A 26,551-nucleotide genomic window follows, 5' to 3' on the forward strand; every position below is an offset into this window, starting at 1 on the left:
ACGGGCGATTAGCTCAGCGGGAGAGCGCTTCCCTGACACGGAAGAGGTCACTGGTTCAATCCCAGTATCGCCCACCACCCCATCCCAGCACTCATGCAGTGGTGCCTCATCGGCCGCGCGGGCCGTCATCCCACCTCACAGGTAGCCGATCTCAGGCAGCGGCTCCGTACGGCGATGCATCCGTACGGCGACTTCCCAACCGTGACATCCACGCGGCGACGCCCGTACACAGCAGCAGGCGCGCACAGTGGCACGGGTGGCCGCGCCGAGCAGGCGGCAGGGGTGCCGTGCTTACACCGCTCATGGTTCTCACCGCGCGGAAACCGCGCTCACCGCGCGGAAACCGCGCTCACCGCGCGGAAACCGCGCTCACGGTGCGGAAACCGCGCTCACGGTGCGGAAATCGGTGGTGCCGACGCCGGCCGCGGCAGGCGTCGGCACCGATATATATGAACGACCCGCGGTGCCGGACCCGATTTCCCGGCATTCCGCACCGCCGGTGCGGCCCCCGCCATGAGCACCGGCGTCGTCGATGGGCGCACCCATCCCTCGTCGTAATCATTTTCTATCAATTACTGCCATCCCGGCACAATCTAATTTCTGCAACGATCCCGCGACATGATCTCAATATTGTCTACATGGCGACATTTGTCGGTGAATCAGCCCTGCCCCCGCCTGTCGTGAATCGCGACAATGACGACAGACGAGAACGAGACCGCGCCCTCCGGACGATTCTTCTCCGCGTTTGTATGAATCCGCGCGATATACGGACCTCACCAGGACGCGACGACGAGGGCCTGCGGCGCGGCCCGCCGCATCCGGGTCCGCAGCCAGAGCAACTGCACGGCCGTCTCGGGGGCGCACCGGCCGGCCAGGTCGAGGAGGTCGTCGTCCTTCAGGCCGCGGGCGACCAGTGCGACCACGCTCCAGGAGAGATCGCATTCGGTCGCGAGAAGATACAACCGGTGCAGCTCGCGCAGCAGGACCAGACCGCCGCCGCTACCGCCGTTGCCGCCGTTCCCTGCGGCGCCCGCGGGCGTCAGCCTGGGGCGCGCCGACGTCACGAGACCCACCCCCTCGGGGCCCGCCCGCTGGAGCTCCGTCCTCGTCGCGTCCAGGATGACCGGGTCCGGCACCCACGGCTCCATCCGATGCTCCATCTGGCGCTCCCCCTGCTGAGGGCCCCGGTAGCGCCGCTGGTACGGCTCAAGCCGCTCCGCGTGCGCCCGGCACTGCGCGGCCAGGCGCTCGCACACGCCGCACAGGTCGGGTTCCCGGGGATGGCCGCGCCACAGTGCGTGGAACCCGCCGGACAGCTCGTGCTCCGTCCGCACCAGGAGCTCCAGGTAGTCCGCCAGGTGGACGGTCACCGATCGGCCCACCCGGAGACGGCCTTCCCGCCGGCCGTACGCGCGGTGTCAGTGCCCATGGCCCCCACCCCTCTCCGGTGATCGCGGACGTCAGACCTCCTCGTACCGCTCGCGTACGGCGACGCCGTGCCCGAGGGGCGTGGCGGCGGAGCAGACGCCCTCCACGGGCGTGAGCTCCTCGGCGGGCTCCCCCGGCCGGGGGGCGACCCGCACCAGGCGCACCGCCGCCGCGGTGCGCAGCGGCTGCCGCGACACCGGGTCCCACGAGGTGAGCGTGAGCTCCGCCGCCGCCCGCGCCTCGGCCTCGGACCGGCCGCCGAGCCGCAGGACCACGGCTCCGGGGCGTACGCCCGACAGCCGGGCGACGGCCTCCAGCGCGCCCCGGGGCGACTCGGCCCGCACGAGGTCGCCCTCCTCCACGCCGTACGCCGCGGCGTCACCCGGATGGACCTCCAGGTACGGCGGGGCGGGTGAGAGGCGCGGCGCCCGGCAGACGAGGAGAACCAGCGGATGCGCGTCGTCGGCCACCTCAGGAGACGGCTCATAATCGGCGGCGTGGAGGAACGCCCGCCCCCGGGGGCCGTCGGCGCGGTACCGCTCCTCGCCGTACTCCGCGCCGGTGGCCAGGTCGGCCCCGAACGTCTGGCAGCGCCCCGGCTCGGTGGCGAACCTCCCCCCGGCGTACAGCCGTTCCGCGCCGTAGGAGCCGGCCGGCGTGCAGGGCCACTGCACGCCGCCGGCCCGCAGCCGGTCGTAGGTGATGCCGGTGTGGTCGCAGGGACGGCCCCCGGAGCAGGCCTTCCACGCCTCGAACGCCGACTCGGCGTCGGTCCAGCCGACGAGCGGCAGGCCGTCGCGGTCGCGCAGGTCCATCCGCCGCGCGTAGTCGAGCAGGACGGCCAGGTCCGCCCTCGCCTCCCCGGGGGGCTCCACCGCCTTCTCGCACAGGTGCACCGTCCGGTCGGCGCCGGTGACCGTCCCGGTCTTCTCCCCCCAGGCGGCCGCGGGGAGCACGACGTCGGCGAGCAGCGCGGTCTCGGTGACGTACGGATCCTGGACGACAACGAACAGGTCCTCGCGGGCGAGCACCCGGTCGAGCCCGGGAGTCGCGCTCACGGGGTCGGACGCGGTGATCCACAGCAGCCCGACGGAGCCCTCCTCGGCGTACCCGAAGATCTGGGTCGCGTGGGTGGCCGGCCCCCAGTGCGGGATGACGGCGGGGTCGACGTTCCAGAGCGCGGCCAGTTCGCGCACGTGTCCCGGGTCGGCCCAGTTGCGCAGGCCGGGCAGGTCACCGGCCGAGCCCGTCTCCAGCGCGTCGCAGCCCGGCCCGCCGAGCTGGAACAGCCCGGCCCCGGGCCTGCCCAGCATGCCGAGCAGCAGGTGGAGGTTGTCGACCTGGCAGGCCGCGGCCGTCGCCTGGTTGGAGCCGAGGAGGGCCGGGCCGACGGTCGACACCAGCCGTTCGGCGGCGCCCAGGATCTCGGCGGCCTGCTCGATCCGCGCGACCGGCACCCCGCAGATCTCCGCCGCCCGCTTGGCCGGGTACGCCTCGACGGTGCGCCACAGCCGTTCGACGCCGACGGTGTGCGCGGCGACGTAGGCCGCGTCGTGCCAGCCGTTCGCGAGCAGCTCGTGCAGCAGGCCGTTGAGCAGGGCCACGTTGGTGCCGCGGCGCACGGCGAGGTGGACGTCGGCCTCCCTGGCGGCGGGCGTCCGGTCGGGATCGGCCACGATCATCGCGGGCGGCCCGGGGCCGAGTCTCCGGTCGAGCATCCGCTCCCACAGCACGGGGTGGCAGGCCGCGCAGTCGTGCCCCCACAGCGCGAGCGCGTCGCAGTGGTCCACGTCGGTGTACGAACCGGGCTGGCCGTCGGTGCCGAAGCTCGCCGCGAGGGCGGCCGCTGCCGCCGCCGCGCACCCGCGGGTGTCGCCGTCCATGTGCGGGGTGCCGATGCCCGCCTTGCCGATCACGGCGAGGGTGTAGTGCTCCTCCAGGAACAGCCGGGGGCCCGTGTGGAAGGCGATCCGGCCCCAGCCGCCGGGCGCGGCGAGCAGGTGCCTCGACCGGGTGACGACACGGTCCATCGCGACGTCCCACGTCGACTCGACGAGGTGCCCGCCCTCGCGTACGAGCGGGCGGGTCAGCCGTCCCTGGCGCGGCTGCCAGGCGGGCCACTCGCGCGGATCCAGCCTGCCGTGGTTGACCCGGTCACCGGCCCGGCCGCGTACGCCCACCACCCGCCCGCCGCGCACCGCCAGGTCGACGGCCTCCCCGTGGGAACCGGCCGCCGAGGCCGCGGGGACCCAGCACTCGACGTCGTCCTCCGTGACGCCGTCCTCCAGGAACACGTCGACCCGCACCGGCCACGGGCTGCCCAGGCGGATGACCGGGGGAAGCGCGTCGCGCATGCGTCCCGGCAGGGCCGCGGCCAGCCGTTCCACCGCGTCGGGAGGTCCGTACGGCGTGCGCCGCCCCCTGGGATCGGCGATCCGGTCCAGCACCTGGCACCTCCGCGGTGACGATGTGTGAACGACGCTCCCCGTACCCGGCGCAATGTCCTTCTGATCCCGGATTCGCCCGAACTGACCGGTTCCTTTTCGAATACTTTCCTCAGCGTGATCCGCTCAGTGATCCGTTCAGTGAGCCGCTCAGATAGCGCTCGGCCAGCTCGCAGCTGTCGCGCGTGTAGCCGGCGCCGAGCCGGGCGGCCCCGGCGGCGGCCGGGTGGGAGCCGATCCAGGCGACGAGGAGGAGGCGGCGGAACAGGATGAACGTCCAGATCTCGGCCTCGTCCTCCTTCGGGAGGTCGAGCACGGTGCGGTAGCCGCGCACCCACGACTCCGCCATGTGCGGCACCTCGGGCCGGTGCTCGATGAAGCTGACGGCGGCGGCGAGGTCGTACAGGTACCAGCCGAGGCCGCAGTCGTCGAAGTCGATGACACTGGCCTCGGCCTGGCCGTCCACCAGCAGGTTGGCCAGGCGGAGGTCGGCGTGGATGAGCCCGTACCGGTCCGGGCCCGTGCCGTACCGCTCCAGCCCCCGGCGCAGCTCGGCCTCCAGGCGGGCGAGCACGGCGTGCGCCTCCCGGTCGACCCCCACGCCGTCCTGCCACCGGCCCCAGCGGGGCGTGGGCCCGAAGGCGGCGTCGAGGTCCCAGTGGAAGCGGGTGAAGGAGGCCGGTCTCGTCCAGCCCCGGGCGTGCCGGTGCATGCGGGCGGTCAGCGCGCCCAGCCGCCCGAACTCCTCCACCAGCCGGTCCTCGGCCGGTTCGGCGCCGGGGAGGAACTCGAACATCACGCAGTGGCGGGGCTCGGCGCCCGGGTCCTCGACCGTGACGACACGGGACCCGTCGCGGGCCGGGATCACGCGGGGCGTGACGACGCCCGCCTCCTCGCGCAGCGCCTCCAGCCAGGCGAGCTCGCTGGCGATGGCGGCCGGCGACTGGTAGCCGAGCCGGTGCACCCGCAGGATCGCCCGCGTCGCGCCGTCGACACCGCCAGGGATCCCGCCGGGAACACCGTCGTGGACACCGTCGTCCGGCACGCCGCCCGTTCCGCTCCCCGTCCCGCCGACGTCCACGGTGAAGGTGGCGTTCTCCGACACGTTGAGCAACGTCACGGCGGCGTCGGGGGGCAGCCCGTACCGCTCCAGGGCACGGCGGGCGACCCCCTCGACGCGGATGAGGACGTCTCCGCCGCCGGACAGGTCGTGGACCTGCATGCGCACTCCTTGAGAATCATGTCGGCCGGTCGCCCCTCATCCTCCCCTGCGGTCTGCGCTCTCCTGATCCGGCCCCGGGATCAGGCCGCTCGATTCCGGCCTTGCAATCTCGCGGGCCGGCCCCGGCGGGATGGGTGCCGGGGCCGGGTCGCGTCAGCTCAGCGGTTGGTCCACAGATGCCAGAACCAGTCGCCCTCGGAGCAGGTGTAGTGCTCCCAGTGACCGCGGTCGATCCCGCCCTGGCCCTCCGCCACGCAGCGCGCGTGGCTCGTGAACCAGGTGCGGTACACGTCGTCTCCGGCCGGGCGACCGGCGGCGGCGTGGGCGGCCGGCGCCGCGAGAACCGCCGGGGCCGCGAACAGGGCGGCGGCGAACGCCGCGAGCCCGGCGCGCTCCAGTGATCTGATCAACGGATACCTCTTCTCTGCGAAGCGTTGACGGATGCAACGCAGAGCTACCCATCGATCACACTCCGTATGCAGAGATTTTACGTTCGGTCCCGTACGAGCCGGTCGATGTCGGGCCGGTGCGGCATCGAGGTGCTCGCGCCCTCGCGCCGGACCGACAGCGCCGCCGCCGCCGAGGCGAAGCGGAGCGCCCTCTCGGGGCCGAGTCCCTCGGTCCTGGCCACCGCGAGCGCGCCGGCGAAGGTGTCCCCCGCCGCCGTGGTGTCCACCGCCCGCACCGGCACGGCGGGCTCGTGGAGGCGGACACCGTCGCGGGAGCCGTACAACGCGCCCCGGGCGCCGAGCGTCACGACGGCCTCGGGAACGAGTTCGAGCAGTGCCTCCAGCGCGTCGCACGGGTCGTCCCGGCCGGTGAGGACCGCCGCCTCGTGCTCGTTCGGCACGATGACGCCGACCGCGGCCAGCAGTTCGGCGGGCAGCGGCACGGCCGGGGCGGGGGTGAGGATCACCTCCGCCCCCGTCGCGGCACCGGTCACGGCGCCGGCCAGGCACGCGGCGTCGACCACGGCCTCCATCGGGAGTTCCAGTTGCAGGAGCAGCGCGCGGGACCGCCCGATCGTCTCCGCGTCCTCCGCCGAGGGGCCGGTGAGCGCGCCGTTGGCCCCCGGCACGACGATGATCGAGTTGTCGCCGCCGTCCTGCACGACGATGTGGGCGACGCCCGACGGGCCGGGGACGGTCCGCACCCCGCTCGTGTCGACGCCCGCCCCGGCGAGCGCCGCGCGCAGCCCCGGCCCGAACGCGTCGTCGCCCACCGCCCCGAGGAACGCGACGCGCCCGCCCGCCCGCGCGGCGGCGATCGCCTGGTTGGCCCCCTTGCCTCCCGGGATGCTGCGGAAGGCCCGGCCCGTGATGGTCTCCCCCGGCTTGGGGGCCTGCGCCACGTACGCCACCAGGTCCATGTTGGCGCTGCCGAAGACCGAGATCACGGCCGGTCTCCCCCGGCGAGCGCGAGCGCGCGGGCACTGGCGCGGGCGAGGGCACGGGTGGCGAACGCGGTCCTCGGCCCGCCTCCGGTCGAGCACCGGACCATCAGGCCCGGCTCGACGGTCACCACGCGCGGCGGCAGCGAGCCGTCCCGCAGGCGGTCGAGCAGCAGCCGCGCGGCGGCCCTGCCGCGCTCGGCCCAGCCGAGCGAGACGCTGGTCAGCGACGGCCACGCGACCGAGGCGAGCTCGGTGTCGTCCATGCCGACCACGGCGACGTCGCCGGGGACGTCCCTGCCCTGCTCCCGCAGCACGTCGAGGGCGCCGAGCGCGATCAGGTCGCTGGCGCACATCAGCGCGTCGAGACCGGGAGCGCGGGCCAGCAGCGCCCGCGCGGCCCGCGCGCCGCGGTCGCGCGTGAAGTCGCCCACCTCGACCAGGCTCTCGTCGTACGGCAGGCCGAGCAGTTCCAGCGCCTCCCGGTAGGCGGCGGCGCGGGCCGCGCCGGGCGCCGTGCCGAGCGGGCCGTTGAGCAGGCCGATCCGCCGCCTGCCGAGCCCGTGCAGGTGGTCCATCGCGAGCAGGACGCCGGTCCGCGAGTCGCCCCGCACGGTGTCCACCGGCGTGCCCTCCGGCACCGGGCCGACGACGACCACGGGGACCCGCGCCGTGGTCACGGCCTCGATGTGCTCCTCCCCGACGCCGCGCAGCGGGCTGATGATGAGGCCGTCCACGTAGCGCTCCCGCAGCCCGCGCAGCACGCACACCTCGTCCTCCGGGTCGCCCTCGGTCGAGTGGAGCAGCAGGCGGTATCCGGCCGCCTTCAGCACGGCCTGGATCTCCCGCACCATCGCCACGTAGACGGGGTTGCCGATGTCGGACAGCGCGAAGGCGATCTGGTGGGTGCGGCGGTTGCGCAGCGAACGGGCCACCGAGTTGGGCACGTAGCCGAGTTCGTCGGCCGCGCGCATGACCCGGCGCACCGTGTCCTCGCGCGTCGGCAGCCCGTTGAGCACCCGCGACACCGAGGCGATCGACAGGCCGGCGCGTTGCGCGATCGTGGTGATCGTGGGACCCTCGGTCACGGCCACCTCACTCTGGGGAGACTCTCGTGTAGTCGTCCACGCGTCGCAGCACGCGGGAGCTGTAAACGTTTTCAGCGTGGACGGCCCTTATCAAAGCGAGGGCCACCAGCAGCGTCAAGTAACCGCGACGTAAAACGTCTAGATCACCAAGCCGCAACAAGCCGCGCGTTGGTTCTGCTCTTCGACCGGTTTCGCCCTAGAATCCGCCGATGTGAACGAAGGTCACGAGGACCCGCCCAAGCTCCCCACCCGGGAGCGATCCTCCCGGCCCGGGACCGGCCGCCACCGACGGCCGCTGCCGGCCGACCTGCCGGCCGACGCGCCCGCCCTGGTCCTGGCCGTGCCGGGCAGGGCCGGAGATCCGGCGGGCCAGGGTGCGGACGTGGCCGCCGAGGTCGCCTCCATCGTCCGGATCGACAACCCGCAACTCGACCTTCGCATCGTCTCGCTGGCCGACGGCGGCACCGACCTGACCAAGGAGTTCGCCGACATCGCGGCCAGGCGCCCGGCCGGAGGACCGGCGGCGGTGGTGGTGCCGCTCGTCACCGGACCCCATCCCCGCGTCCGGCGCGCCGTACGGGACGCCGTGACGCAGAGCGGCGCGGCGGTGCGGATCACCGAGCCGCTCGGCCCGCATCCGCTGCTGGCCGAGGCCCTGCACGTGCGGCTGTCCGAGGCGGGCCTGGCCCGCGCCGACCGCATGCGGCTGTTCAACGTCTCCTCGCCCGTCGACGGGATCATCGTCGCGACCGCCGGGGGCGACGAGGCCGCGCGCGGGGCCGACGCGACGGCCGTCCTGCTGGCCGCCCGCCTGACGCTTCCCGTCGTGCCCGCCGCGCTGGACGGCGTGCCGACGGTGCGCGACGCCGCCGAGCGGCTCCGCAAGATCGGGGCCAACCGCCTCGCCATGGTGCCGTACGTCATCGGTCCCGAGGCCGACCGCGAGCGGATCACGACGGCGGCCGAGGCCATCGGCGCCGGCTGCGCCGAGCCCCTCGGCGCCCACGAGTCGGTGGCCCGCATGGTCTGCGTCCGATACGGCGCCGCCTTCGGCGGTTTCGACGGCTTCGACGACCTGTCGGACTGAACCCCCTCGCCGGCTTCGCCCGGCGGGTGGGGTCAGGGGAGCGGGCGGCGGCCGGGGAAGCCGAGGTCGCTGCGGTGATACCAGCCGAGGGCCGTCTCCCCCTCCAGCCAGCACAGCCGTACGGACACGCCGCCGAGCACGGCGGGGAAGTCGACGAGCAGCGGGGCGACGCCCTTGATCTCGATCTCCTCGGCGTCGAACCAGCTCAGGATCTCGTCCATCCGCGCCTCCAGGCCCTTGGCCTCGGCGAGGCCGCCCAGGGCGGAGGTCCCGGCCTGCCGCAGGTCGAAGGTGAGCTCCGCGAGGTCGGCGCGGACGGCGACGAACGCGCGGGCGTGCTCCAGCACCTCCGGCATCAGCGACCCGGCCTCGTCCAGCGTGAAGATCCTCGCCACGCTCCGGACGCTACCGCATCGGCCCGCCGGAAGGTCACAGGCGGCGGCGCAGCAGGCAGAACTCGTTGCCCTCGGGGTCGGCGAGCACGTGCCACTGCTCCTCGCCGCTCTGGCCCACGTCGGCCCGTACGGCGCCGAGCTTCAACAGGCGGTCGAGCTCGTCCTCCTGGTCGCGGTCGGTGGGATTGACGTCGATGTGCAGGCGCAGCTTGCCGAGCTTGCGTTCCGGCACCGGCGCGAAGATCAGCGTCGGCTGGAGGCCGCCGAAGCCCACGTCCGGCGGGCCGATCTCGATCCACCCGTCCGTGCGCTGGATGACCTCGAAGCCGAGCACCTCGCACCAGAAGGCGGCGAGCCGCTCGGGATCGTGACAGTCGACGACGAGTTCGCTGATACGACAGGCCATGACTGCGGCTTTACCCGCGGACGGGCTCCCCATGCAGCGGGCAGCGGGCGACCTCCGGATGGAGCGCCAGCCATTCGATCCGCTGCCTGCTCTCGTCGTCCATGGGCGTGTAGACCACGATGCGGGTCTCCGGCGGCGCGGCCAGCGCCATGCTGGTGGACGCCAGGCGGATCAGGCCCACCGACGAGTGCTTGAACAGCTTCATCCGGACGCCCGGTCTGGCCACGTCGTGCATCGCCCACATTCGGGCGAACTCCGGGCTGGCCGCCGACAGCCGGGTGACGAAGCCCGTCCACGCCGGCTCTCCCACATGCCTGCCGAAGGCGGCCCGCAACATCGCGACCATCTGCGGGAGTTCCTCGTCCTTGTTCACGAGCGGGCAGCAGCAGTCCGGCATGGTGAACACCCGCCACAGGACGTTACGCTCGAGCCGTGGCCGGTCGACCACGGACGCGAAGATCGTGCCGTAGGCGGCGTTCCAGGCGAGCAGGTCGTAACGCCCGCTGTAGACGCAGGCGGGCAGCGGGTCGAGCTGGCCCAGGATCGTGTGCACCTCGGCGTCGAGGCCCTCCCCGTCGCCCGCCGGATCGGCGATCTCCGGCAGGTCCGCCAGCCGGTAGAGGTGCTCCCGCTCGGCCGCGTCCAGCCGCAGCGTACGGGCGATGGCGTCGAGCACCTGCACCGACGCGTTGATGGGGCGGCCCTGCTCCAGCCAGGTGTACCAGGTCACGCCCACGCCCGCGAGCTGGGCCACCTCCTCCCGCCGCAGGCCCGGTGTACGGCGGCGCAGGCCGGGCGGCAGGCCGACGTCCTCGGGCCGGATGCGCTCGCGCCTGCTGCGCAGGAAGGCCGCGAGCTCCTCACGCCTGGTGTTCCTGGTGCGAGTCCCCGTCGTCACCTCCCCATCTTGGCGAGTGCGTGACCGCGTTGCCAGGTGGTGTCAGTACCAGTATCGGCAGGCTCTCGTTACCGGTATCGCGACGGCCGCATCGTTGCCGCCATGACCACTGTCACCACCCGCGCGCCGGCCGCGCGGCGAACCTCGCCGGGTCTGCTGCTCACCGTCATCCTGGCGGGGCAGTTCATGGCCGTCCTCGACGCCACCATCGTCAACGTCGCCGCGCCCACGATGCGCGCCGACCTCGGGGCCACCGGCTCCGGACTGCAACTCGTCATCTCCGGCTACACCGTGGCGTACGCGATGCTGCTGATCACCGGGGCACGCCTCGGGGGGCTGTTCGGCTACCGGCGGCTTTTCCTCACCGGGCTCGTGGTGTTCACGGCCGCGTCGCTGATGTGCGGACTCGCCACCTCGGCCGGTGTGCTGATCGCCTTCCGGCTGATGCAGGGCGCGGGAGCCGCCCTGATGGTGCCCCAGGTGCTCAGCCTGATCCAGGTCACCTACGACGGCGCCGCGCGGGGGCGGGCGCTCGGCGTCTACGCCACGGTCATCTCGGCCGGCGCGGTCGTCGGTCAGGTGCTCGGCGGGCTGCTGGTGACCGCCGACCTGTTCGGCACGGCCTGGCGGCCGGTCTTCCTGGTCAACGTGCCGATCGGGCTCGCGCTGCTGGCCGTCGGCGCCCGCGCGCTGCCCGCCGTGCACGTGCGGCGTGAGCGGGGGCTCGACGTGCCCGGCCTGGTCACCCTGTCGCTCGCCGTCTGCCTGCTGGTCGTGCCGCTCGTGCTCGGGCACGAGGAGGACTGGCCGCTGTGGGGGTGGATCGCGATGGGCCTGTCGGTGCTCGCGTTCTGCGCGTTCCTGCTCGTGGAGCGGCGTGCGGCGCATCCGCTCGTCCCCGGCCGCCTGCTGCACGCCCCCGGGGTGGCCGTCGCCGCGTCGAGCATCTTCCTCGTGATGGCGGCGTACGGCGGCTGGCTGTTCGCCATGGCCCTCCACCTGCAGGGCGGCCTCGGCGACAGCGCCCTGCGGGCGGGCTGCCTGTTCGTCCCCGCGGCCGCCGCCTTCGGGCTGACCAGCCTCAACTGGAAGCGGCTGCCGGCCGGCCTGCACCGGCCGGTGATCGTCGCGTCCGCCGTCGTCACCGCCGCGGGCGAGCTGGCCCTGGCGGCGGCGCTGGCCGGCGGCGGCCACGGCGAGCCGCTGCTGGAGATCAGCTTCGTGGCCGTCGGCGCCGGCATGGCGGGCACGTTCAGCCCGCTCATGGCGGTGGCGCTGGCCCGGGTCGCGCCCGCCGACGCGGCCGACGCCAGCGGCCTGCTGGCGATGATGCTCCAGCTCGGCCAGGTCGTCGGCGTGGCCGTCTTCGGCACGCTGTTCCTCAGCCTCGCCCCGTCCGCGCACGCCGCCACGGTGACATCGCTGTGGCTGGCCGCGGTGTCGCTGGCCGCGGGCGGGTGCGCGCTTCCCCTCCTGCGCACCCGCCGGGTCAACCGATGAGCACTCGGCGAGTGCTCAGATGAGGCCGAGGGCGAGCATGGCGTCCGCCACCCTCCTGAAGCCGTCGATGTTCGCGCCGGCCACGTAGTCGCCCGGCATGCCGTACGCGTCGGCCGTCTCCAGGCAGCGGGCGTGGATGTCACTCATGATCTCCTGGAGCCGCCGCTCGGAGAACTCGAACGTCCACGAGTCGCGGCTGGCGTTCTGCTGCATCTCCAGGGCGCTGGTGGCCACGCCGCCCGCGTTGGCGGCCTTGCCGGGGCCGAAGGCCACTCCGGCCTCCTGGAACACCCGGATGCCCTCGGGCGTGGTGGGCATGTTGGCGCCCTCCCCGACCGCGACGCATCCGCCCCGCACCAGCGCCTCGGCGTCCTTGCCGGTGATCTCGTTCTGCGTGGCCGACGGCAGCGCCACCTCGCAGGGCACCTCCCACACGCTGCGCCCGGCCACGTACGTCGCCTCGGCGCCGCGGCGTTCGGCGTAGGCGCTGAGGCGGCGCCGCTCGACCTCCTTGACCTGCTTGAGGAGGTCGAGGTCGATGCCCTTCTCGTCCACCACGTAGCCGGAGGAGTCGGAGCAGGCCACGACGACGCCGCCCATCTCGCGCACCTTCTCGATCGCGTACACGGCGACGTTGCCGGAGCCCGAGACGACCACGCGCCTGCCGTCGAACGACGTGCCCTTCGCCTTCAGCATCTCCTCGACGAAGAACGCGCAGCCGTAGCCGGTGGCCTCGGTGCGCACCTGCACGCCGCCGTAACTCAGCCCCTTGCCGGTGATGACGCCGGACTCGTACCGGTTGGTGATGCGCTTGTACTGGCCGAACAGGTAGCCGACCTCCCGCCGCCCGACGCCGATGTCCCCCGCGGGCACGTCGGTGTGCTCGCCCAGGTGCCGGTACAGCTCGGTCATGAAGCTCTGGCAGAAGCGCATGATCTCCCGGTCGGAGCGGCCCTTCGGGTCGAAGTCCGCGCCTCCCTTGCCCGCTCCGATCGGCAGGCCGGTCAGGCCGTTCTTGAAGATCTGCTCCACCGCGAGGAACTTGACGATGCCGAGGTAGACCGAGGGGTGGAAGCGCAGCCCGCCCTTGTACGGCCCGAGCGCGCTGTTGAACTCCACCCGGAAGCCCCGGTTGATGTGCACCTCACCCTGGTCGTCCTCCCAGGGCACGCGGAAGATTATCTGCCGCTCGGGCTCGAAGATACGCTCGATGATCTTGTGCTCGGCGTACTCCGGGTGCTTGCCGAGGACGGGACCGATGCTCTCCAGCACCTCGCGTACGGCCTGGTGGAACTCGGCCTCCCCCGGGTTACGCCGCAAGATGTTCTCGTAGACGCCCTCGAGCCTCTCGTGCAGCACTCGACCGCTCCTCGTTTGTGCCTGATTTATCCCTTCTCACTGTAACGATGTCAAAGCTGTGAGAATGACCGTCTCATCCCCTGGGACGGACGACGGCCCGCCAGACGTCGATGACCAGGACCGGCCGCATGCCGACCGATTCGTACAGGCCGAGCGCCGGGGTGACGTTGTTGGAGTCGACGTGCAGGATCGTCCCCACCCGCCCCCGCCGCTCGTCGGCCGCGAAAGCCCTGGTGAGCAGCAGCTTCCCGAGGCCGAGGCCGCGGAAGCGGGGCCGCACCGCGAGCGTGCGGACATATCCGCAGTTCTCGTCGGACACGAAGTGGTCGGTCCCGAGCAGCATCGCCGCCGGCTCGCCGTGGACGCGGGCCAGCAGAAGCTGCCCCCAGTCGTTCGCGCTGGACGACTCCATCTCGGCGGTCCACTCGTCGAACGTCTTCGGCACGAACCCGAAGTGCTCGGCGAAGCCCTCCTGGTGAACCCGGTGGGCCGCCCGGAGCACCGCCTCGTGACCGTCCTGCCCGGGAGAGCCGGCCTCGACCTCGACCCCGGGCACGAAGACCGGCCGTACGCCGGAGTGGTCGGTCCGCATGCGGTGGAAGCTGGTGGCCGGGGCGAAGCCGCGCCGCTCGGCGGCCTCGCGCATGGGCTTGTCCTGCTCGTAGAGGCTGATGTCCACCACCGCGTGGTCGTGCCCCGCCTCGCGGGCGAGATCGGCGGCCCGGCCGAGCACCATGTCCCACAGCATGGTCGCCGCGCCGGGCTCCCGCGCCTGCACGTCGATGTCGACGTTCTCGCTGGAGCCGTTGCGCCTGGCGTAGCCCCAGCCGACGAGCCGCCCGTCCGAGCGGACCAGCCAGCTGTCGCGGTCCAGGTCGAGCTCCTTCAGCGTGTCGGCGATGTCATCGAGCGTCCAGTCGGGTCCCCCGGTCACCTCGATGTCGTGCTCGGCGACCAGTTCGTGCACGGTCGCCGCGTCGGCGACCGCCGGTCGCCGGATTTCGTAGTCGTTCACATCGCATTTGTATGTGTCGTGACTTGTGGGGGACTTGCCGGAGCCTTGTGTTCTCATGAAAGTTTCCCGCGCCCAGGGCGTCACGTGGGCGAAGCGCCCATCGTAGGCGCTGATCAGAGGGGGGCGATACCGAAAGACGTCCGCGTCGCGGTTGATCCGGGCGCGAGGGTCCGGATTCCATGGTCCCGCAGTGACAGGCGGTTGCGGGCGGTCGCCCGCAGCCGCGGGGTTCACGAGCCGCACGGCGGCCCGCCGTCCCGGGAGCATCGATGTCCAAGCATCTCACCGTGCACCTCACCGCGAGTCTCGCGGCGCGTCTCCGGATACGTCCCGCCGTGGCGCTCGCGACCGCCGTCGCCGCGCTCGCCGCCGGGGCCGCGTTCGCCACGGCCCGCCCGACGGCGGCGGTGGCCGCGACCGGCGGGTTCGACTTCACGCGGGCCCAGGTCGCCGCCACGGGCCTGCAGACGCCCTGGGGGCTGACCTTCCTCCCGGACGGCAGCGCCCTGGTGTCCGAACGTGACACGGCGAACATCATGCAGGTGCGTCCCGGTTCGTCGCCCGTACGGGTGGCGACCGTCCCGAACGTGTCCCCCGGCGGAGAGGCCGGCCTGCTCGGCATCGCGGTCTCCCCCACCTACGCCCAGGACCAGTGGGTCTACGCCTACTTCACCGGCGCCTCCGACAACCGGCTGGTCAGGTTCAGGCTGAGCGCTCCGCAGACACAGCAGGTGCTCCTCTCCGGCGTGCCCAAGGCGCAGTTCCACGACGGCGGGCGGATCGCGTTCGGCCCCGACGGCATGCTGTATCTCTCCACGGGCGACGCCGGCACCTCCGCCAACGCGCAGGACCTGAACAGCCTGGCCGGCAAGATCCTGCGGATGCGGCCCGACGGCACCGTTCCGCCGGACAACCCGTACGGCACCCGCGTGTACAGCTACGGCCACCGCAACGTCCAGGGGCTCGCCTGGGACGAGGGCGGCCGGATGTACGCCAGCGAGTTCGGCCAGAACACCTGGGACGAGCTCAACTACATCGTCCCCGGCGGCAACTACGGCTGGCCCACCTGTGAGGGCGTGTGCACCGACTCGCGCTTCCGCAACCCCATCGTCACCTGGAGCACGTCCGAGGCGTCGCCCAGCGGCCTGGCGTACGCCAACGGCACGCTCTTCGCCGGGGCCCTGGCCGGGAAGCGGCTGTGGACGGTGCCGGTCAGCGGCGGCAGCAGGACCGGCAACCCGGTGGCCGAGTTCCAGGGCACGTACGGCCGGCTGCGCGCCGTGGCCGTCGGGCCGGACGGCTGGCTCTGGGTCGGCACGAGCAACCGCGACGGCAGGGGGACCCCCGCCTCCAGCGACGACCGGATCCTCCGGGTCCCGCCGGCCGGCGGCTCGTCGCCCAGCCCCTCTCCCAGCGCCTCGCCCAGCCCGTCGGCCTCCCCGTCGCGCAGCCCTTCGGCGTCGCCGAGCCCGTCTGTCAGCCCGTCCGCGAGCCCGTCGGCCGGCCCCCGCGCGTGCTCCGCGACGTACCGGATCGTGAACCAGTGGCAGGGCGGATTCCAGGGCGAGCTCGCGGTGCGCAACTCCGGGACGGCGGCCATCACCTCGTGGACCGTCACCTTCGCCTTCCCCGACGGTCAGCGCGTCACGCAGTCCTGGAGCGGCCGCTTCACCCAGTCGGGCGCCACGGTGACCGTCGCGAACGAGACGTACAACGGCGCACTGGCCCCGAACGCCTCGACGACGGCCGGCTTCAACGCGAGCTGGTCCGGCGCCAACCGGGTCCCGTCCCCCATCAGCTGCACCGCCACCTAACCGGCACGATTATCAGTCCTACTAATAATTGAATAAAAGACCGACCCGTATATGAATCGCATTGTTCGGCGATGTGAACGGTCCCTCGTCCCGCTAATGTGGGCTGGCCCTGAACGATCAAGGGCGCATTCCCTATTTCCCGGGCACCGAGGACAACTCAAAAGTGACAAAAGGTCACATCGCCGCACTTGCGCTGCTATCTGGTATCGCAGGGGTCGTCTACGCCACTCTCGGCCTCGTCGAGCTGCACACCTTCCGCAGTGGCGTCTACGACCTCGTGATCTTCGACCAGGTGGTGCGCGGCTACGCGGAATTCGCGCTGCCCGGGTCGCTCGTCAAGGGCCAGTGGAACCACATCGGCATTCCCCTGCCGATTTTCAGTGACCATGTCTCGCCGATTCTCGCCCTGCTGGGGCCGCTGTACTGGATATACGACGGGCCCGCGACGCTGCTCGTCGCCCAGGCCGTGCTGTTCGCCGCCGCGATCCCCGTTCTGTGGGTCGCCGGGCGGCGCATGCTGGGCACGACGTGCGCCTACGCGATGGCGTGCGCCTACGCCCTCAGCTGGCCGATCGCGGAGGCGGCCGCGTTCCAGTTCCACGAGTTCGCCTTCATGCCGCTGCTCACCGCGCTGCTCTTCGAGCGCTGGCAGGCCGGGCGGCGCTCCCACGTCGTCCTGGTCGCCGTGCTTCTGCTCGCGGTGAAGGAGGACGTCGGCCTCCTGGTCGCGGGGTTCGGGGCCGCCCTGCTCTGGCGGCGGCCCTGGCGGCCCGTCGCCGCTCTGCTGATCATCGGCGGTCTCGCCTGCACCGTGATCGCGACCCGGGTGGTCATCCCGGCGTTCGGCGGGAGCCCCTACCGCTACTGGGCGTACGGCGGTCTGGGGCGGGACCTCGGCGCCGCCCTCGGGCACGTCGCCACCCACCCCCTCACGTCCCTCGCCGTGCTGGTCACCCCGGCGGCCAAGGTGGGGACCACGCTGTGGCTCCTCGCGCCCTTCGCCTTCACCTCGCTCGCGTCCCCGTTCGTCCTGGCCGCGCTCCCCATGCTGCTCACGCGGCTGCTCGACACGGATCTGCCGAGCTGGTGGGGGGTGCATTACCACTACAACTCGGCCATCGTCGTCCCTCTCCTTCTCGCGGGCGCCGACGGGGCGCGGAGGATCGCCCTGGTGATCGCGGAGCGAAGGCCGGGCCTCGACCATCGCGTCGTCACCAGGGCGTGGGCCGGGTGGCTGGCGATCGCGGCCGCCACGTCGGTGCCGCAGTTCGCCCTGCGCAGCCTGTTCGACCCGTCGTTCTACTCCGGGACCCCTCGCCAGGAGGCCGCCGCCGGGGCGGCGGCCCTGATCCCGGACGGCGCGCTCGTCGAGGCCGCCAACCAGCTCGGCCCGGCCCTCACCGCCCGCGCGAAGGTCGTGATCTGGCGGGACATGCCGTTACGCGCGCCGTGGGTGATCGCGGACACCGGCGGCCCGCAGCCGATGTTCGCGTCGCGGCCGGCTCAACTGGCCGACGTACGGCTGCTGCGCGACTGCGGCTACGAGCAGCTGTACGACCGTGACGGCTATCTGGTGCTCCATGCCGTCTCGCCGGGATCGGCCACCCCGGACCTGACACCCCACCGATGCACCCGGGACCCCGCTCACTCCTCGTAGTCGTCGCCCCAGTGCGGCCAGGAGAGGCCGAGCCTCTCGGCCAGCTCCCGGCTGCCGCCGACGACCTCGGCGTGAGACTTGAGGTCGTTGTGGCGCAGCCAGTCCAGCACGCGCGCCGCCTGGCCGCCCGGGTCCGTGTCGTCGATGGGGACGGTCCACTGAAGCTGCACCCACGGCTCGCCGTCCGGCCGGTCTTCCCCGTCGACCGACGGCTCACGTGGATGCCAGAAGACCACGTGCATCTCGTCCTGCCGATCGGCCTCCGCGTAGACGAAGCCCGCTTCGCACTCCCAGGCAGCCAGGAGGCCGGGATCCTCGCGCAGCGAGCGGCGCACCTCACGGGCGACGGAACGGGCGGGCCACTCCCAGCCGTGATCGTCCACGGCCCGGGCGACGACCTCGTCGTACGGGCCGGCGGCGAAGCGGAACGGCTCCAGCCCGACCGCCGGCGAATCGGGGTCGCGCCAGCCGCGCCAGACGACCGCGTCACCGTCACGGACGATCGTGACATAGAGGGCCCCGCAGCACCCCTCGGTGCAGTACGCCTCGGCCAGCCGTACCTCCCGAGGCTCCCCGGACGCCGCCAGATCGCTCAGCACCTGTTCCGGCGGGTGGGGCCGGCCCTTGCGGAACGCCCGTGCGACGACCGGCCGGCCGTTCACCAGCGGCCTCGTCTCCACGCGGCCCGGAAGCGCCGGATCGGAGACGACCACGTGAATCGCCAGCCGGTCCCGCCCGTCCTCGGGAAGCCGCGAGGGAAACCGCGACACGACCGGCAGGGCGGCGATCGCCCGGCGCGCCCAGGCCGCCCGCCTGCGGGTCACCGGGTCGGGCGACCGTGCCGCCCCGGTGAGCACCTCCGCCGCGCGCGCCGAGGTGAGCAGGAGGCGCAGCCGCTCCAGCGTCGCCTCCCTGACGCCCGGCAGCCACGGCAGGAGTGCGGCGTGGCCGCTGGTCAGATCCTCCGCGAGAGCCGTGGCCGACGCCAGCGAGTCCAGCACCGGCCGCACGGCCGCCGCGCGTACGGCGAAGGCCGCGAGGGCCCGGCAGGCGTCGTCGTAGTCGCGCAGCGCGGAGAAGTCCTCCCCGGCCATCGCCTGGAGGAGCCGGCCCGCCTGGAGGACCACCCCGTCGTCGGCCTCGCCGTCTTCGAGGACGTCCGCGAGGCGTACGGCCTGGGCCACCCGCAGCGCGTGCCCACCGGCCGCGGGGTCCCGGTCGGTGGCGTGCCGGAGCAGCCAGGCGACGGCGACGGGATCCTCCGCCCGGCACATCGCCTCGATGGCACGGCTGAGGGTGAGCTGTGCCGACCGCTCCGCCAGCCAGACCAGTGCCCCGGCCGAGCCGGGGATCGTCTCCAGCACGGCCACGGCCACGGGCCCGAGACAGCGCAGCAGACCGAGCGTGCGGACCAGGGGGACGTCCTCCGGGCGTGCCCTGCCCGTCAGCAGGCACAGGCCGGTCAGCGCGGGACGGCGGTCCTTCGCGTGCCGGGCCAGCCAGAGACCCGTCTCGCGGGCGGGCTCGGTGGTGAGCCAGGGCAGCCCGTCCAGGACGTCGGGCCTGATCGCCCACGCGGGCACGTCCAGGGCGCGGAGGTCCTCGTGCAGCTCGTCGAGGGAGCGGCCGGGGCCGTCGAAGTGGGCGCGGAGCACCGCGGCCAGTGCGGCTCTGGCCTGCTCGACGGAGAAGGAGCCGCCACTGGGCCGGGGACCCCGGTTGTCGGCGTCGTCGGGATAGGGGTGTCCGCCGTCGGGAAGGGGCGCGTCGGGTGTCAGCGCGTGCAGGCGGGACGCGTGATCGAAAAGGGACGGCCGGTTGTCGAGCGCCCTGCGCTCGGGGGCCAGGCTCACCGGCCGGAGACGAACTCGATTCTCTCGTTCATGCCGCACACGATGCCATCCCCCGCCCGCCGACGACAAGATCCGATGGGCGGGCGGTACGCGCGACAGCGTCACGGTCCGCGCGCCGGAGCGGCAACGGTCCGGTTCACGTCACGCGGTTCGCGTTCCGGGGGTGGCGGCCCTGGCGCGTCCGTATTCGGCCAGGGCGTGGAAGGCCGCCTTCGGCTCCCACGGCAGTCCCGGATACGCCGTCCCGGTGCGGCCCTCTCCGAGGACCTTGACGACACCGTAACTGGCGAGGTCGAAGTCGCACTCGGGGTCGGCGGAGGTCGGCAGGTCCCAGCGGGCGAACGTGTAGACGAACGCCGCGTCCACGCCCTCCTCGTCGTATATCTCGAACAGCCTCCGCACGTAGCGGGCCTGCTCGTCCTCGTCCCGTACGACCGCCTCGGTGAGGCGGACCGGGCGCGCGCGCTCGTCGTACTCGACGATCTGGTAACCGCGAGAGGCACGGTCGCCGGCCCCGAGGTAGGGGGCGCACCCGAACTCGGTGACGGCGAACGGCTTCCCCTGCGCGGTCTGGGCGCGCACTCCGGCACGGAAACCGGGGTCGGCGGCCCCGTCGAGATAACCGGCGTCGGTGGCGATCACGTCGAACGGGGTCCAGTCCACGCCCTCGAACGGCAGAGAGGCGTAGCTCACCGGGCCGCCGAACCGCCGGCGGACCTCGGCGACGGCCCGGGCGAGGAAGGCGTTGACGCGGGCACGCGCCTCGGGAATGGTGACCGTCCTGCGCTCCGGGTCGGTCAGCGCGCGAAGCCGCTCCTCGTGGGTGTCACCGGGGAGGAATCCCCCGTTGAACAGGCTGATCTCGGAGCCGGTGAGGTACACGACGGAGGCCCCCTCCCGGCGGAGCCGCTCCGCGCGCTCGGCCCCGTCCGCGAGCAGCTCCAGCAGTTCGTCGGAGGTCGGCCCGTTGGTGAACGGGCAGTACCAGACCTCCAGCCCGGCCTCGTCGGCGTGACGTGCCGCGATCTCCAGGCGGTCCGGGGCCGCCCCGGTGACGCGTACGGCGTCGCACCGCAGGTCTTCGCGGATGATCCGCATCTCACGGCGCACGACGTCCGGATCGAAGGGTTCGTGGGTTGTCGTCCCGCCGGTCGAGAAGCCGACGTCGTAGTTGATGCCGAACACGCGCATGAAGCCCTCCGGACGCCAGCTTTTTAAGGTACTTACCGTACCCTATCTCCACAGCGGAAAATCATCACCATAAATCCACATATGTCCAAAAAGTGAGTATTAGTCAATGGATGCATTGACTCGTGGTTGATTAAAGCTGAAACACATGGTTCGAGAGTGACTGTCTGTTCTTAGTCGTAGGCATGGTGCTACGGTGTCTGCCTGTTCACGCCCTGCTGTGAAACGGCACCACGTGGCCGTCCCGCCTTACAGGGAGAACAGCAGGTTCGACGCGGCCTTGTCATGCTCTGCCGCCACCCCGAGGACGCCGATGTCAGTAGATGTACACCACCGGGCGCGGAGAAGGTTTTCACCGAGGGAACTGGCGACCCTCGCCTCTCTCGGCACCCTGATCATCACAGCCTGCGCGTGGTTGTGGGCGATGGCCGCCGCCCCTTATGAGGCCAGACCGCTGATGGCGCTCGCCGGCGGGGTCTCGGCCGTACTCCTGTCCGGCGCCGTCGCGGCCGCTGTCCACTACTCCGGCACCGGTCGCCGGCTGCGTGAGCGGGCCGAGTGGGCCGGCGCGCGGTTCGCCTGGCTGGAGCGGGAAACGCTGCGAACGGCCGAGGAGTCGCTGCCCTCGCTGGGACGTCAGGTGCGGGACGGCGCTTCGGTCGCCGACGCGCTCTCCCAGGTGCCGCAGCCTCCGGACGGCCCGCTGCGGCACCTGCTCGAAGCGGCCGGGCACGAGCTCGACCTGCTCGAACGCGAGCGCGCCGTCGCCCAGGTGTCCCGCGATGCGACCGAGGACGAGATCTCCCGGCTGATCGACGAAACGCTGCCGGAGCTGTTCCGGCGGATCCAGACGGACCGGATGCCGGTGAGCGCCGCACTGGCCGAGATACGCCAGCCGGAGCAGGACCCGCTACGCGACCTGCTGCGCGAGACGGCGCGGCAGCTCTCCGAGAGCGAGCGCAGGGGCACCGCCGTGATGGCGGCGTGCGCCGGGGCCGCGGCCCGGGTGCAGGCACAGGCCACCAGCCTGCTCGCCCGGCTGCGCGAACTGGAGGAGCAGTACGGCGATCATGAGGAGGTGTTCGCCGATTTGCTGGACCTGGACCACCGCGTCTCCCAGATGAGCCGGCTGGCGGACAACATCGCGCTGCTGAGCGGCGGCCGCTCCGGGCGGCGATGGACCCGGCCGATCGTCATGGAGAGCGTCCTGCGCGGCGCGATGGGCCGCATCAGCGCCTACCGGCGCATCCGGCTGCACTCCACCAGCACCGTCGCCGTCGCGGGGTACGCGGCCGAGGGCGTGATGCACGCGCTGGCCGAGGTGATGGACAACGCCGCGACGTTCTCGGCGCACGGCACCGAGGTCCACGTGTACGTGGACGAGGAGGACGCCGGCGTCGTGATCACGATCGAGGACGGCGGCCTGGGGATGCGCCCGCGCGAGCGGCAGCACGCCACCAGGCTCGTGTCCGAGCCGCTCGACCTGCGGACGCTGTCCGGCACCCGCCTGGGCCTGGCGGTCGTGGGACGCCTGGTCGACAAGTACGGCCTGACGGTCAGCTTCCGGTCGTCCGCCCGCGGTGGCACGGGGGTCGTGATGCTGATCCCGCGCCTGCTGATCACGCAGCCCCTGCCGGCCACCGTGCCGCCCGGCGCCGAGGCGTCGGTCCGCCACCCCGTGCAGGCCGCCGTACGGGCCGCCGTGCAGGCACCGGCCGTACCCGCGCAGGAGGGGCCGGCCGACGAGTCCGAAGGTCTGCTGCCCAGGCGGCGCCGGGGGCAGACGCTGGCCGAGGCGACCAGGGCGCGGCAGGCATCGCCGGCCAAGCCCGCGCGCGAGGGGCCTGACTCGGCTGCGAGGTTCGCCGCGTTCCGCCAAGCCGGCGGCCGTGGGCGTACTTCCTCTTCAGCCCCTCCCCCGGCCCCGGGCGACTCCTGACACGCGTCCGCCGACCACCGGACATCTTTGGATTCACAGATGAGGAGGCAGGGGCGTCCCTCCCGCGCCGAAGGGGCACCCCGTCGTTTCTATGAGCACAACCGACGCTTCGCACACCACCGATCGTGACTTCGACTGGCTGCTGGAGAACCTCAAGCAGAAGACCCCGGGGATCAGGCATGTGCTGGTGCTGACCAGGGACGGCCTGAAGATGAGCTTCACCGCCGGCCTCGGCCGGGACGGGGCCGACCAGCTCTCCGCTCTGGCCGCCGGAATCCAGAGCCTCTCGCTGAGCGCCTCCGCCGAGTTCGGGGACGGCATCGGAGCAGGGCAGGCGATGGTGGAGTTCGCCGGCGGACTGCTGCTCATCGTGCCGGCCGGGGACGGCGCCCACCTGGCCGTGGTGGCCGAGGAGGACGGCGAGGTGGGGCTCATCGCGCACAACATGAACGAACTGGTGGAGCAGATCGGGGTGTACCTCACTGCGGCGCCGCGGCAGACGGAGAACAGCGACGACCGCGGATGACACGGCGAGCCATCGACCAAGAAGACCCTGACCGGCTCTACACGGTCACCGGTGGGCGCACCAGCGCCGATGAGAAGACCTTCGACTCGGTCTCCCTCATCGTCAGCGAGTGCGCCCCCACCCCCGGTATGCAGTCCGAGCACATCAAGATCCTGCGGATGGCCCAGCGGCCGACGGCGGTGGTGGAGATCTCGGCGGAACTGCGCCTGCCGGTCAGCGTGGTGAAGATCCTGCTGTGCGACCTGCTGGACACCGGTCGCATCACCGTCCGTCATCCGTCGATCGCCGCGCAGGCCGGACGACCGGATCCCGAAATCCTGAGGCAGGTGCTCGTTGCCCTCCACAACCTCTGACCAGACAGCGGACGCCATGCGAACGCCGCTACGCACGACCGCCGCGGACGCCCTGAAGATCGTGATCGTCGGCGGGTTCGGAGCGGGAAAGACGACCATGGTCGGCTCGGTGAGCGAGATCCGCCCGCTGAGCACCGAGGAGGTCATGACCCAGGCGAGCGTGGGCATCGACGACGCCAGCCGGGTACGGACCAAGTCGACCACCACGGTGGCCTTCGACTTCGGCCGGATCACGCTGAACGCGAGCAGGGTGCTCTACCTGTTCGGCGCGCCCGGTCAGCAGCGGTTCTGGTTCTTGTGGGACCAGTTGTTCGCCGGCAGCCTGGGCGCGGTCGTCCTGGTGGACGCCCGCCGCCTGGAGGATTCCTGGTACTCCATCGACCGGCTGGAGCACCACCGGACCCCGTTCGTCGTCGCGGTCAACCGCTTCACCGACGGGCCCACCCTGGATGCGGTGCGCGAGGCGCTGGCGCTGTCGCCCGAGGTCCCGCTCATCGACTGCGACGCGAGAGAGCGGGCCTCGGCCAAGCACGTGCTGATCACGCTCATCGAGCACCTCACCCGCACCTACGACCAGTTGCCCGCCCGAGAGAGCATGCCGTGACGAACTCCGCTCCCCTGCCCGACTCCACAGACCCGTCCGCCGCCTCGCCCGCATCGCGGCATCCCGAGCGGAGACGGGAGCCGCTGGAGGGATACGACGACCACGCCGATGCCGTACGACTGCACGCGTCACTGATCGGCGACGACCCGACCGCGCTGTTCCAGGAGATGCGCCGCGAGCACGGCCCCGTCGTCCCCGTTCTCCTCGACGGCATGCCCGTCTGGTACGTGATCGGTTATCGCGAGCTGCACCATGTCACCAGCCAGCCGCAGTTGTTCGGCCGCGACCCCAGGCGCTGGAACCTGCAGGACCACCTCCCCCCGGACTGGCCGGCGCGCCCGTACGTGACATGGCAACCGTCCGTGATGTACTCCGAGGGAGCCGAGCACCAGCGGCGGATCGGCGCCATCAGCGACACGCTGGACAGCGTCGACCGCACCGAGCTCGCCCTGATCTGCGAGCAGATCGCCGACCGCGCGATCGACGAGATCTCCGGGAACGGCCAGACCGACCTGATCTCCCAGTACGCCGACCGGATTCCGGCTCAGGTCATCACCCGGCTGTTCGGGCTGGCGGAGACCGACCTGCCGGAGCTGGTCGAGGACGTCAACATCGTGTTGGGCGGGGGTGAGGAGGCCCCCTCGGCGATCACCCGGATTCTGGAGAAGGTGAGCCGGCTCATCGCCGACAAGCGCGCCCTGCCGGGCCAGGACCTCACCTCGCACATGCTGGCACACCACGCGCGGATCACCGACGAGGAGATCGTCCAGGACCTGATCATGACGATGATCTCCTCCCATGACAACTGCTCCAACTGGATCGGCAGCACCCTGCGGCTGATGCTGATGGACGACCACTTCTCCATGAGCCTGCAGGGCGGCCGCAGCAGCGTCGGCGAGGCGCTGAACGATGTGCTGTGGAAGGACCCGCCCGTGCCGAACATGCCCTCACGCTGGGCCGTGCAGGACTGCGAGCTGGCCGGGCGGCGCATCCGCCGGGGCGACATGCTGGTGCTCGGCGTCGCCGCGGCCAACGCCGATCCGCAGGTGCAACCGGCCGCCCATGCCGGCTCCGGCGCCAACCGGGCGCACCTGGCCTTCGGCCACGGCGAGTACGGCTGTCCCTTCCCCGCGCCCGAGCTCGGCGGGATCATCGCCAAGACGGCCGTGGAGGTCCTCCTCGACCGGCTGCCCGACGTGTATCTCACCGTGAAACCGGACGCGCTGCGCTGGCGCCCTTCGCTGTGGGTTCGCAGCCTGGAGGCCCTGCCCGTACGGTTCAGCCCGACCGTGCCGACCGGCCGGGGCCCGTCGAACATCTGGAACGCCTCCAGGTGAGGTCAGGCCGGAGCAATAAGGTGCTGCCATGGAATATGGACGACTTGGCACCACTGGTCTGAAGGTCAGCAGGCTCTGCCTCGGCATGATGAGCTACGGGGAGGCCTCCAAGTGGGGCGGCTGGGCCCTGGAGGAGGATCTCGCCGAGCCCATCGTCCGCAGGGCCGCCGAAGGCGGGGTGACGTTCTTCGACACCGCCGACATGTACTCGGCCGGCGTCAGCGAGGAGGTCACCGGTCGGCTGCTGCGCAAGATCTTCGCCCGGCGCGACGACTACGTGCTCGCCACCAAGGTCTACTTCCCGATGGGCGAAGGCCAGAACGACCGGGGCCTGTCCCGCAAGCACATCATGTCTGCCGTCGACGCCTCCCTCACCCGCCTGGGCACCGACCACGTCGACCTGTACCAGATCCACCGGTGGGACGACGAGACGCCGATCGAGGAGACGATGGAGGCGCTGCACGACGTCGTCAAAGCCGGCAAGGCCCGCTACATCGGCGCCTCCAGCATGCGGGCCTGGCAGTTCGCCAAGGCCCAGCACACCGCCGAAAGACGAGGCTGGACCCGCTTCGTCTCGATGCAGAACCACTACAACCTCCTGGACCGCGAGGAGGAGCGGGAGATGATCCCGCAGTGCCTCGACCAGGGCGTGGGGCTCATCCCGTGGAGCCCGCTCGCCCGCGGCCTGCTCGCCCGCGCCGGCCAGCCGGCCGACACCGCGCGGCAGACCGGCGACGGCGCCCGGCAGCGGCAGCTGTACGGCGGACCGGCCGTCGAGACGATCCTGGACCGGGTGGCACGGACCGCCGCCGACAGGGGCGTCTCCCCCGCGACCGTCGCCCTCGCGTGGCTGATCAGCCGTCCGGGCGTGACCGCCCCCATCATCGGCGCGACCAAGGAGCACCACGTGGACGACGCGCTCGCCGCGGTGGACCTCACGCTGACCGAGGAGGAGATCGCCTTCCTGGAGGAGCCGTACCAGGCCAGGTCGCCGCAGTACTGAAGCCCGTCCCGGAGCGGCGTGCGGGTCATGACGTAAATCCGTTGC

General features: G+C 72.1%; 23 protein-coding genes and 1 tRNA gene. 11 read left to right on the top strand and 13 right to left on the bottom strand.

Going from position 1 to position 26,551, the window contains the following annotated elements; genetic code table 11:
• Positions 1 to 2 precede the first annotated feature (2 nt).
• A tRNA-Val gene (locus Mam01_RS22595) sits at positions 3 to 77 on the top strand.
• Between the two features lie 696 nt (positions 78 to 773).
• On the opposite strand, the gene Mam01_RS22600 is transcribed toward Mam01_RS22595, so the two are convergent.
• The 6 genes from Mam01_RS22600 to Mam01_RS22625 form a co-directional block, all read right to left on the bottom strand.
• Entirely contained in the window at positions 774 to 1,370 is a 597-nt protein-coding gene (locus tag Mam01_RS22600) for a hypothetical protein (RefSeq protein ID WP_204287216.1), read from the bottom strand.
• A 90-nt stretch (positions 1,371 to 1,460) separates the two neighbouring features.
• Complete coding sequence (locus Mam01_RS22605) at positions 1,461 to 3,875, bottom strand: molybdopterin oxidoreductase family protein (RefSeq protein WP_204287217.1); 2,415 nt, start codon at positions 3,873 to 3,875, stop codon at positions 1,461 to 1,463.
• 109 nt (positions 3,876 to 3,984) lie between these two features.
• Positions 3,985 to 5,094: a phosphotransferase enzyme family protein gene (locus Mam01_RS22610; protein ID WP_204287218.1), complete on the bottom strand. Its 1,110-nt coding sequence runs from the start codon at positions 5,092 to 5,094 to the stop codon at positions 3,985 to 3,987.
• A gap of 158 nt (positions 5,095 to 5,252) precedes the next feature.
• Positions 5,253 to 5,504 (bottom strand): hypothetical protein, encoded by a 252-nt coding sequence (locus Mam01_RS22615; RefSeq protein ID WP_204287219.1) that lies wholly within the window; start codon positions 5,502 to 5,504, stop codon positions 5,253 to 5,255.
• Between the two features lie 77 nt (positions 5,505 to 5,581).
• Positions 5,582 to 6,490 carry a ribokinase gene (locus Mam01_RS22620; RefSeq protein WP_204287220.1) on the bottom strand — a complete coding sequence of 303 codons (909 nt, stop codon included), beginning with the start codon at positions 6,488 to 6,490 and terminating at the stop codon, positions 5,582 to 5,584.
• Entirely contained in the window at positions 6,487 to 7,572 is a 1,086-nt protein-coding gene (locus tag Mam01_RS22625; protein ID WP_150931435.1) for a LacI family DNA-binding transcriptional regulator, read from the bottom strand. The genes Mam01_RS22620 and Mam01_RS22625 overlap by 4 nt, the downstream gene beginning before the upstream one ends.
• Before the next feature lie 211 nt (positions 7,573 to 7,783).
• Here Mam01_RS22625 and Mam01_RS22630 point away from each other — a divergent pair, with 211 nt between their 5' ends.
• Positions 7,784 to 8,659: a sirohydrochlorin chelatase gene (locus tag Mam01_RS22630; RefSeq protein ID WP_239101525.1), complete on the top strand. Its 876-nt coding sequence runs from the start codon at positions 7,784 to 7,786 to the stop codon at positions 8,657 to 8,659.
• A gap of 32 nt (positions 8,660 to 8,691) precedes the next feature.
• On the opposite strand, the gene Mam01_RS22635 is transcribed toward Mam01_RS22630, so the two are convergent.
• From Mam01_RS22635 to Mam01_RS22645, 3 genes are read right to left on the bottom strand one after another with little or no spacing between them, the layout of a single operon-like run.
• Positions 8,692 to 9,054, bottom strand: coding sequence for a DUF2203 domain-containing protein (locus Mam01_RS22635; RefSeq protein ID WP_204287221.1), 363 nt, complete (start codon positions 9,052 to 9,054; stop codon positions 8,692 to 8,694).
• Between the two features lie 34 nt (positions 9,055 to 9,088).
• On the bottom strand, positions 9,089 to 9,460 hold the full coding sequence (locus Mam01_RS22640) for a VOC family protein (RefSeq protein ID WP_204287222.1): 372 nt from the start codon (positions 9,458 to 9,460) through the stop codon (positions 9,089 to 9,091).
• Positions 9,461 to 9,470: 10 nt separating this feature from the next.
• Positions 9,471 to 10,358, bottom strand: a complete 888-nt coding sequence (locus tag Mam01_RS22645) for a helix-turn-helix transcriptional regulator (protein WP_204287223.1) — start codon at positions 10,356 to 10,358, stop codon at positions 9,471 to 9,473.
• Positions 10,359 to 10,460: 102 nt separating this feature from the next.
• Between Mam01_RS22645 and Mam01_RS22650 the strand changes: the two genes are divergently transcribed.
• Entirely contained in the window at positions 10,461 to 11,858 is a 1,398-nt protein-coding gene (locus Mam01_RS22650; RefSeq protein WP_239101526.1) for an MFS transporter, read from the top strand.
• A 15-nt stretch (positions 11,859 to 11,873) separates the two neighbouring features.
• Here Mam01_RS22650 and gdhA read toward each other — a convergent pair whose 3' ends face one another.
• Together gdhA and Mam01_RS22660 are read right to left on the bottom strand one after the other, a co-directional pair.
• A complete protein-coding gene (gene gdhA, locus Mam01_RS22655) occupies positions 11,874 to 13,217 on the bottom strand; it encodes an NADP-specific glutamate dehydrogenase (RefSeq protein WP_204287225.1) in 1,344 nt (447 codons plus the stop codon).
• A 73-nt stretch (positions 13,218 to 13,290) separates the two neighbouring features.
• Positions 13,291 to 14,232 (bottom strand): GNAT family N-acetyltransferase, encoded by a 942-nt coding sequence (locus Mam01_RS22660; RefSeq protein ID WP_239101527.1) that lies wholly within the window; start codon positions 14,230 to 14,232, stop codon positions 13,291 to 13,293.
• Between the two features lie 269 nt (positions 14,233 to 14,501).
• Here Mam01_RS22660 and Mam01_RS22665 point away from each other — a divergent pair, with 269 nt between their 5' ends.
• A complete protein-coding gene (locus tag Mam01_RS22665) occupies positions 14,502 to 16,046 on the top strand; it encodes a PQQ-dependent sugar dehydrogenase (RefSeq protein ID WP_204287227.1) in 1,545 nt (514 codons plus the stop codon).
• A 163-nt stretch (positions 16,047 to 16,209) separates the two neighbouring features.
• On the top strand, positions 16,210 to 17,703 hold the full coding sequence (locus tag Mam01_RS22670; RefSeq protein ID WP_204287228.1) for a DUF2079 domain-containing protein: 1,494 nt from the start codon (positions 16,210 to 16,212) through the stop codon (positions 17,701 to 17,703).
• On the opposite strand, the gene Mam01_RS22675 is transcribed toward Mam01_RS22670, so the two are convergent.
• Positions 17,691 to 19,556 carry a hypothetical protein gene (locus Mam01_RS22675; protein WP_204287229.1) on the bottom strand — a complete coding sequence of 622 codons (1,866 nt, stop codon included), beginning with the start codon at positions 19,554 to 19,556 and terminating at the stop codon, positions 17,691 to 17,693. The two genes, Mam01_RS22670 and Mam01_RS22675, sit on opposite strands and share 13 nt — an antisense overlap.
• Before the next feature lie 141 nt (positions 19,557 to 19,697).
• On the bottom strand, positions 19,698 to 20,747 hold the full coding sequence (locus tag Mam01_RS22680; RefSeq protein WP_204287230.1) for a glycoside hydrolase family 113 protein: 1,050 nt from the start codon (positions 20,745 to 20,747) through the stop codon (positions 19,698 to 19,700).
• Between the two features lie 310 nt (positions 20,748 to 21,057).
• On the opposite strand from Mam01_RS22680, the gene Mam01_RS22685 reads away from it, so the two are divergent.
• The 6 genes from Mam01_RS22685 (at position 21,058) to Mam01_RS22710 (ending at position 26,506) form a co-directional block, all read left to right on the top strand.
• Entirely contained in the window at positions 21,058 to 22,683 is a 1,626-nt protein-coding gene (locus Mam01_RS22685) for a sensor histidine kinase (protein ID WP_204287231.1), read from the top strand.
• Between the two features lie 91 nt (positions 22,684 to 22,774).
• A complete protein-coding gene (locus tag Mam01_RS22690; protein ID WP_150931457.1) occupies positions 22,775 to 23,209 on the top strand; it encodes a roadblock/LC7 domain-containing protein in 435 nt (144 codons plus the stop codon).
• A complete protein-coding gene (locus Mam01_RS22695) occupies positions 23,206 to 23,562 on the top strand; it encodes a DUF742 domain-containing protein (RefSeq protein WP_117409594.1) in 357 nt (118 codons plus the stop codon). Before Mam01_RS22690 ends, Mam01_RS22695 begins: the two co-directional genes overlap by 4 nt.
• Positions 23,563 to 23,578: 16 nt before the next feature.
• Positions 23,579 to 24,166, top strand: a complete 588-nt coding sequence (locus Mam01_RS22700) for a GTP-binding protein (RefSeq protein WP_204287232.1) — start codon at positions 23,579 to 23,581, stop codon at positions 24,164 to 24,166.
• A complete protein-coding gene (locus Mam01_RS22705) occupies positions 24,163 to 25,503 on the top strand; it encodes a cytochrome P450 (RefSeq protein WP_204287233.1) in 1,341 nt (446 codons plus the stop codon). Before Mam01_RS22700 ends, Mam01_RS22705 begins: the two co-directional genes overlap by 4 nt.
• A gap of 28 nt (positions 25,504 to 25,531) precedes the next feature.
• Positions 25,532 to 26,506 (top strand): aldo/keto reductase, encoded by a 975-nt coding sequence (locus Mam01_RS22710; RefSeq protein WP_204287234.1) that lies wholly within the window; start codon positions 25,532 to 25,534, stop codon positions 26,504 to 26,506.
• Positions 26,507 to 26,551: the final 45 nt, after the last annotated feature.

It is taken from the genome of Microbispora amethystogenes, from assembly GCF_016863015.1.
Taxonomy (GTDB): domain Bacteria; phylum Actinomycetota; class Actinomycetes; order Streptosporangiales; family Streptosporangiaceae; genus Microbispora; species Microbispora amethystogenes.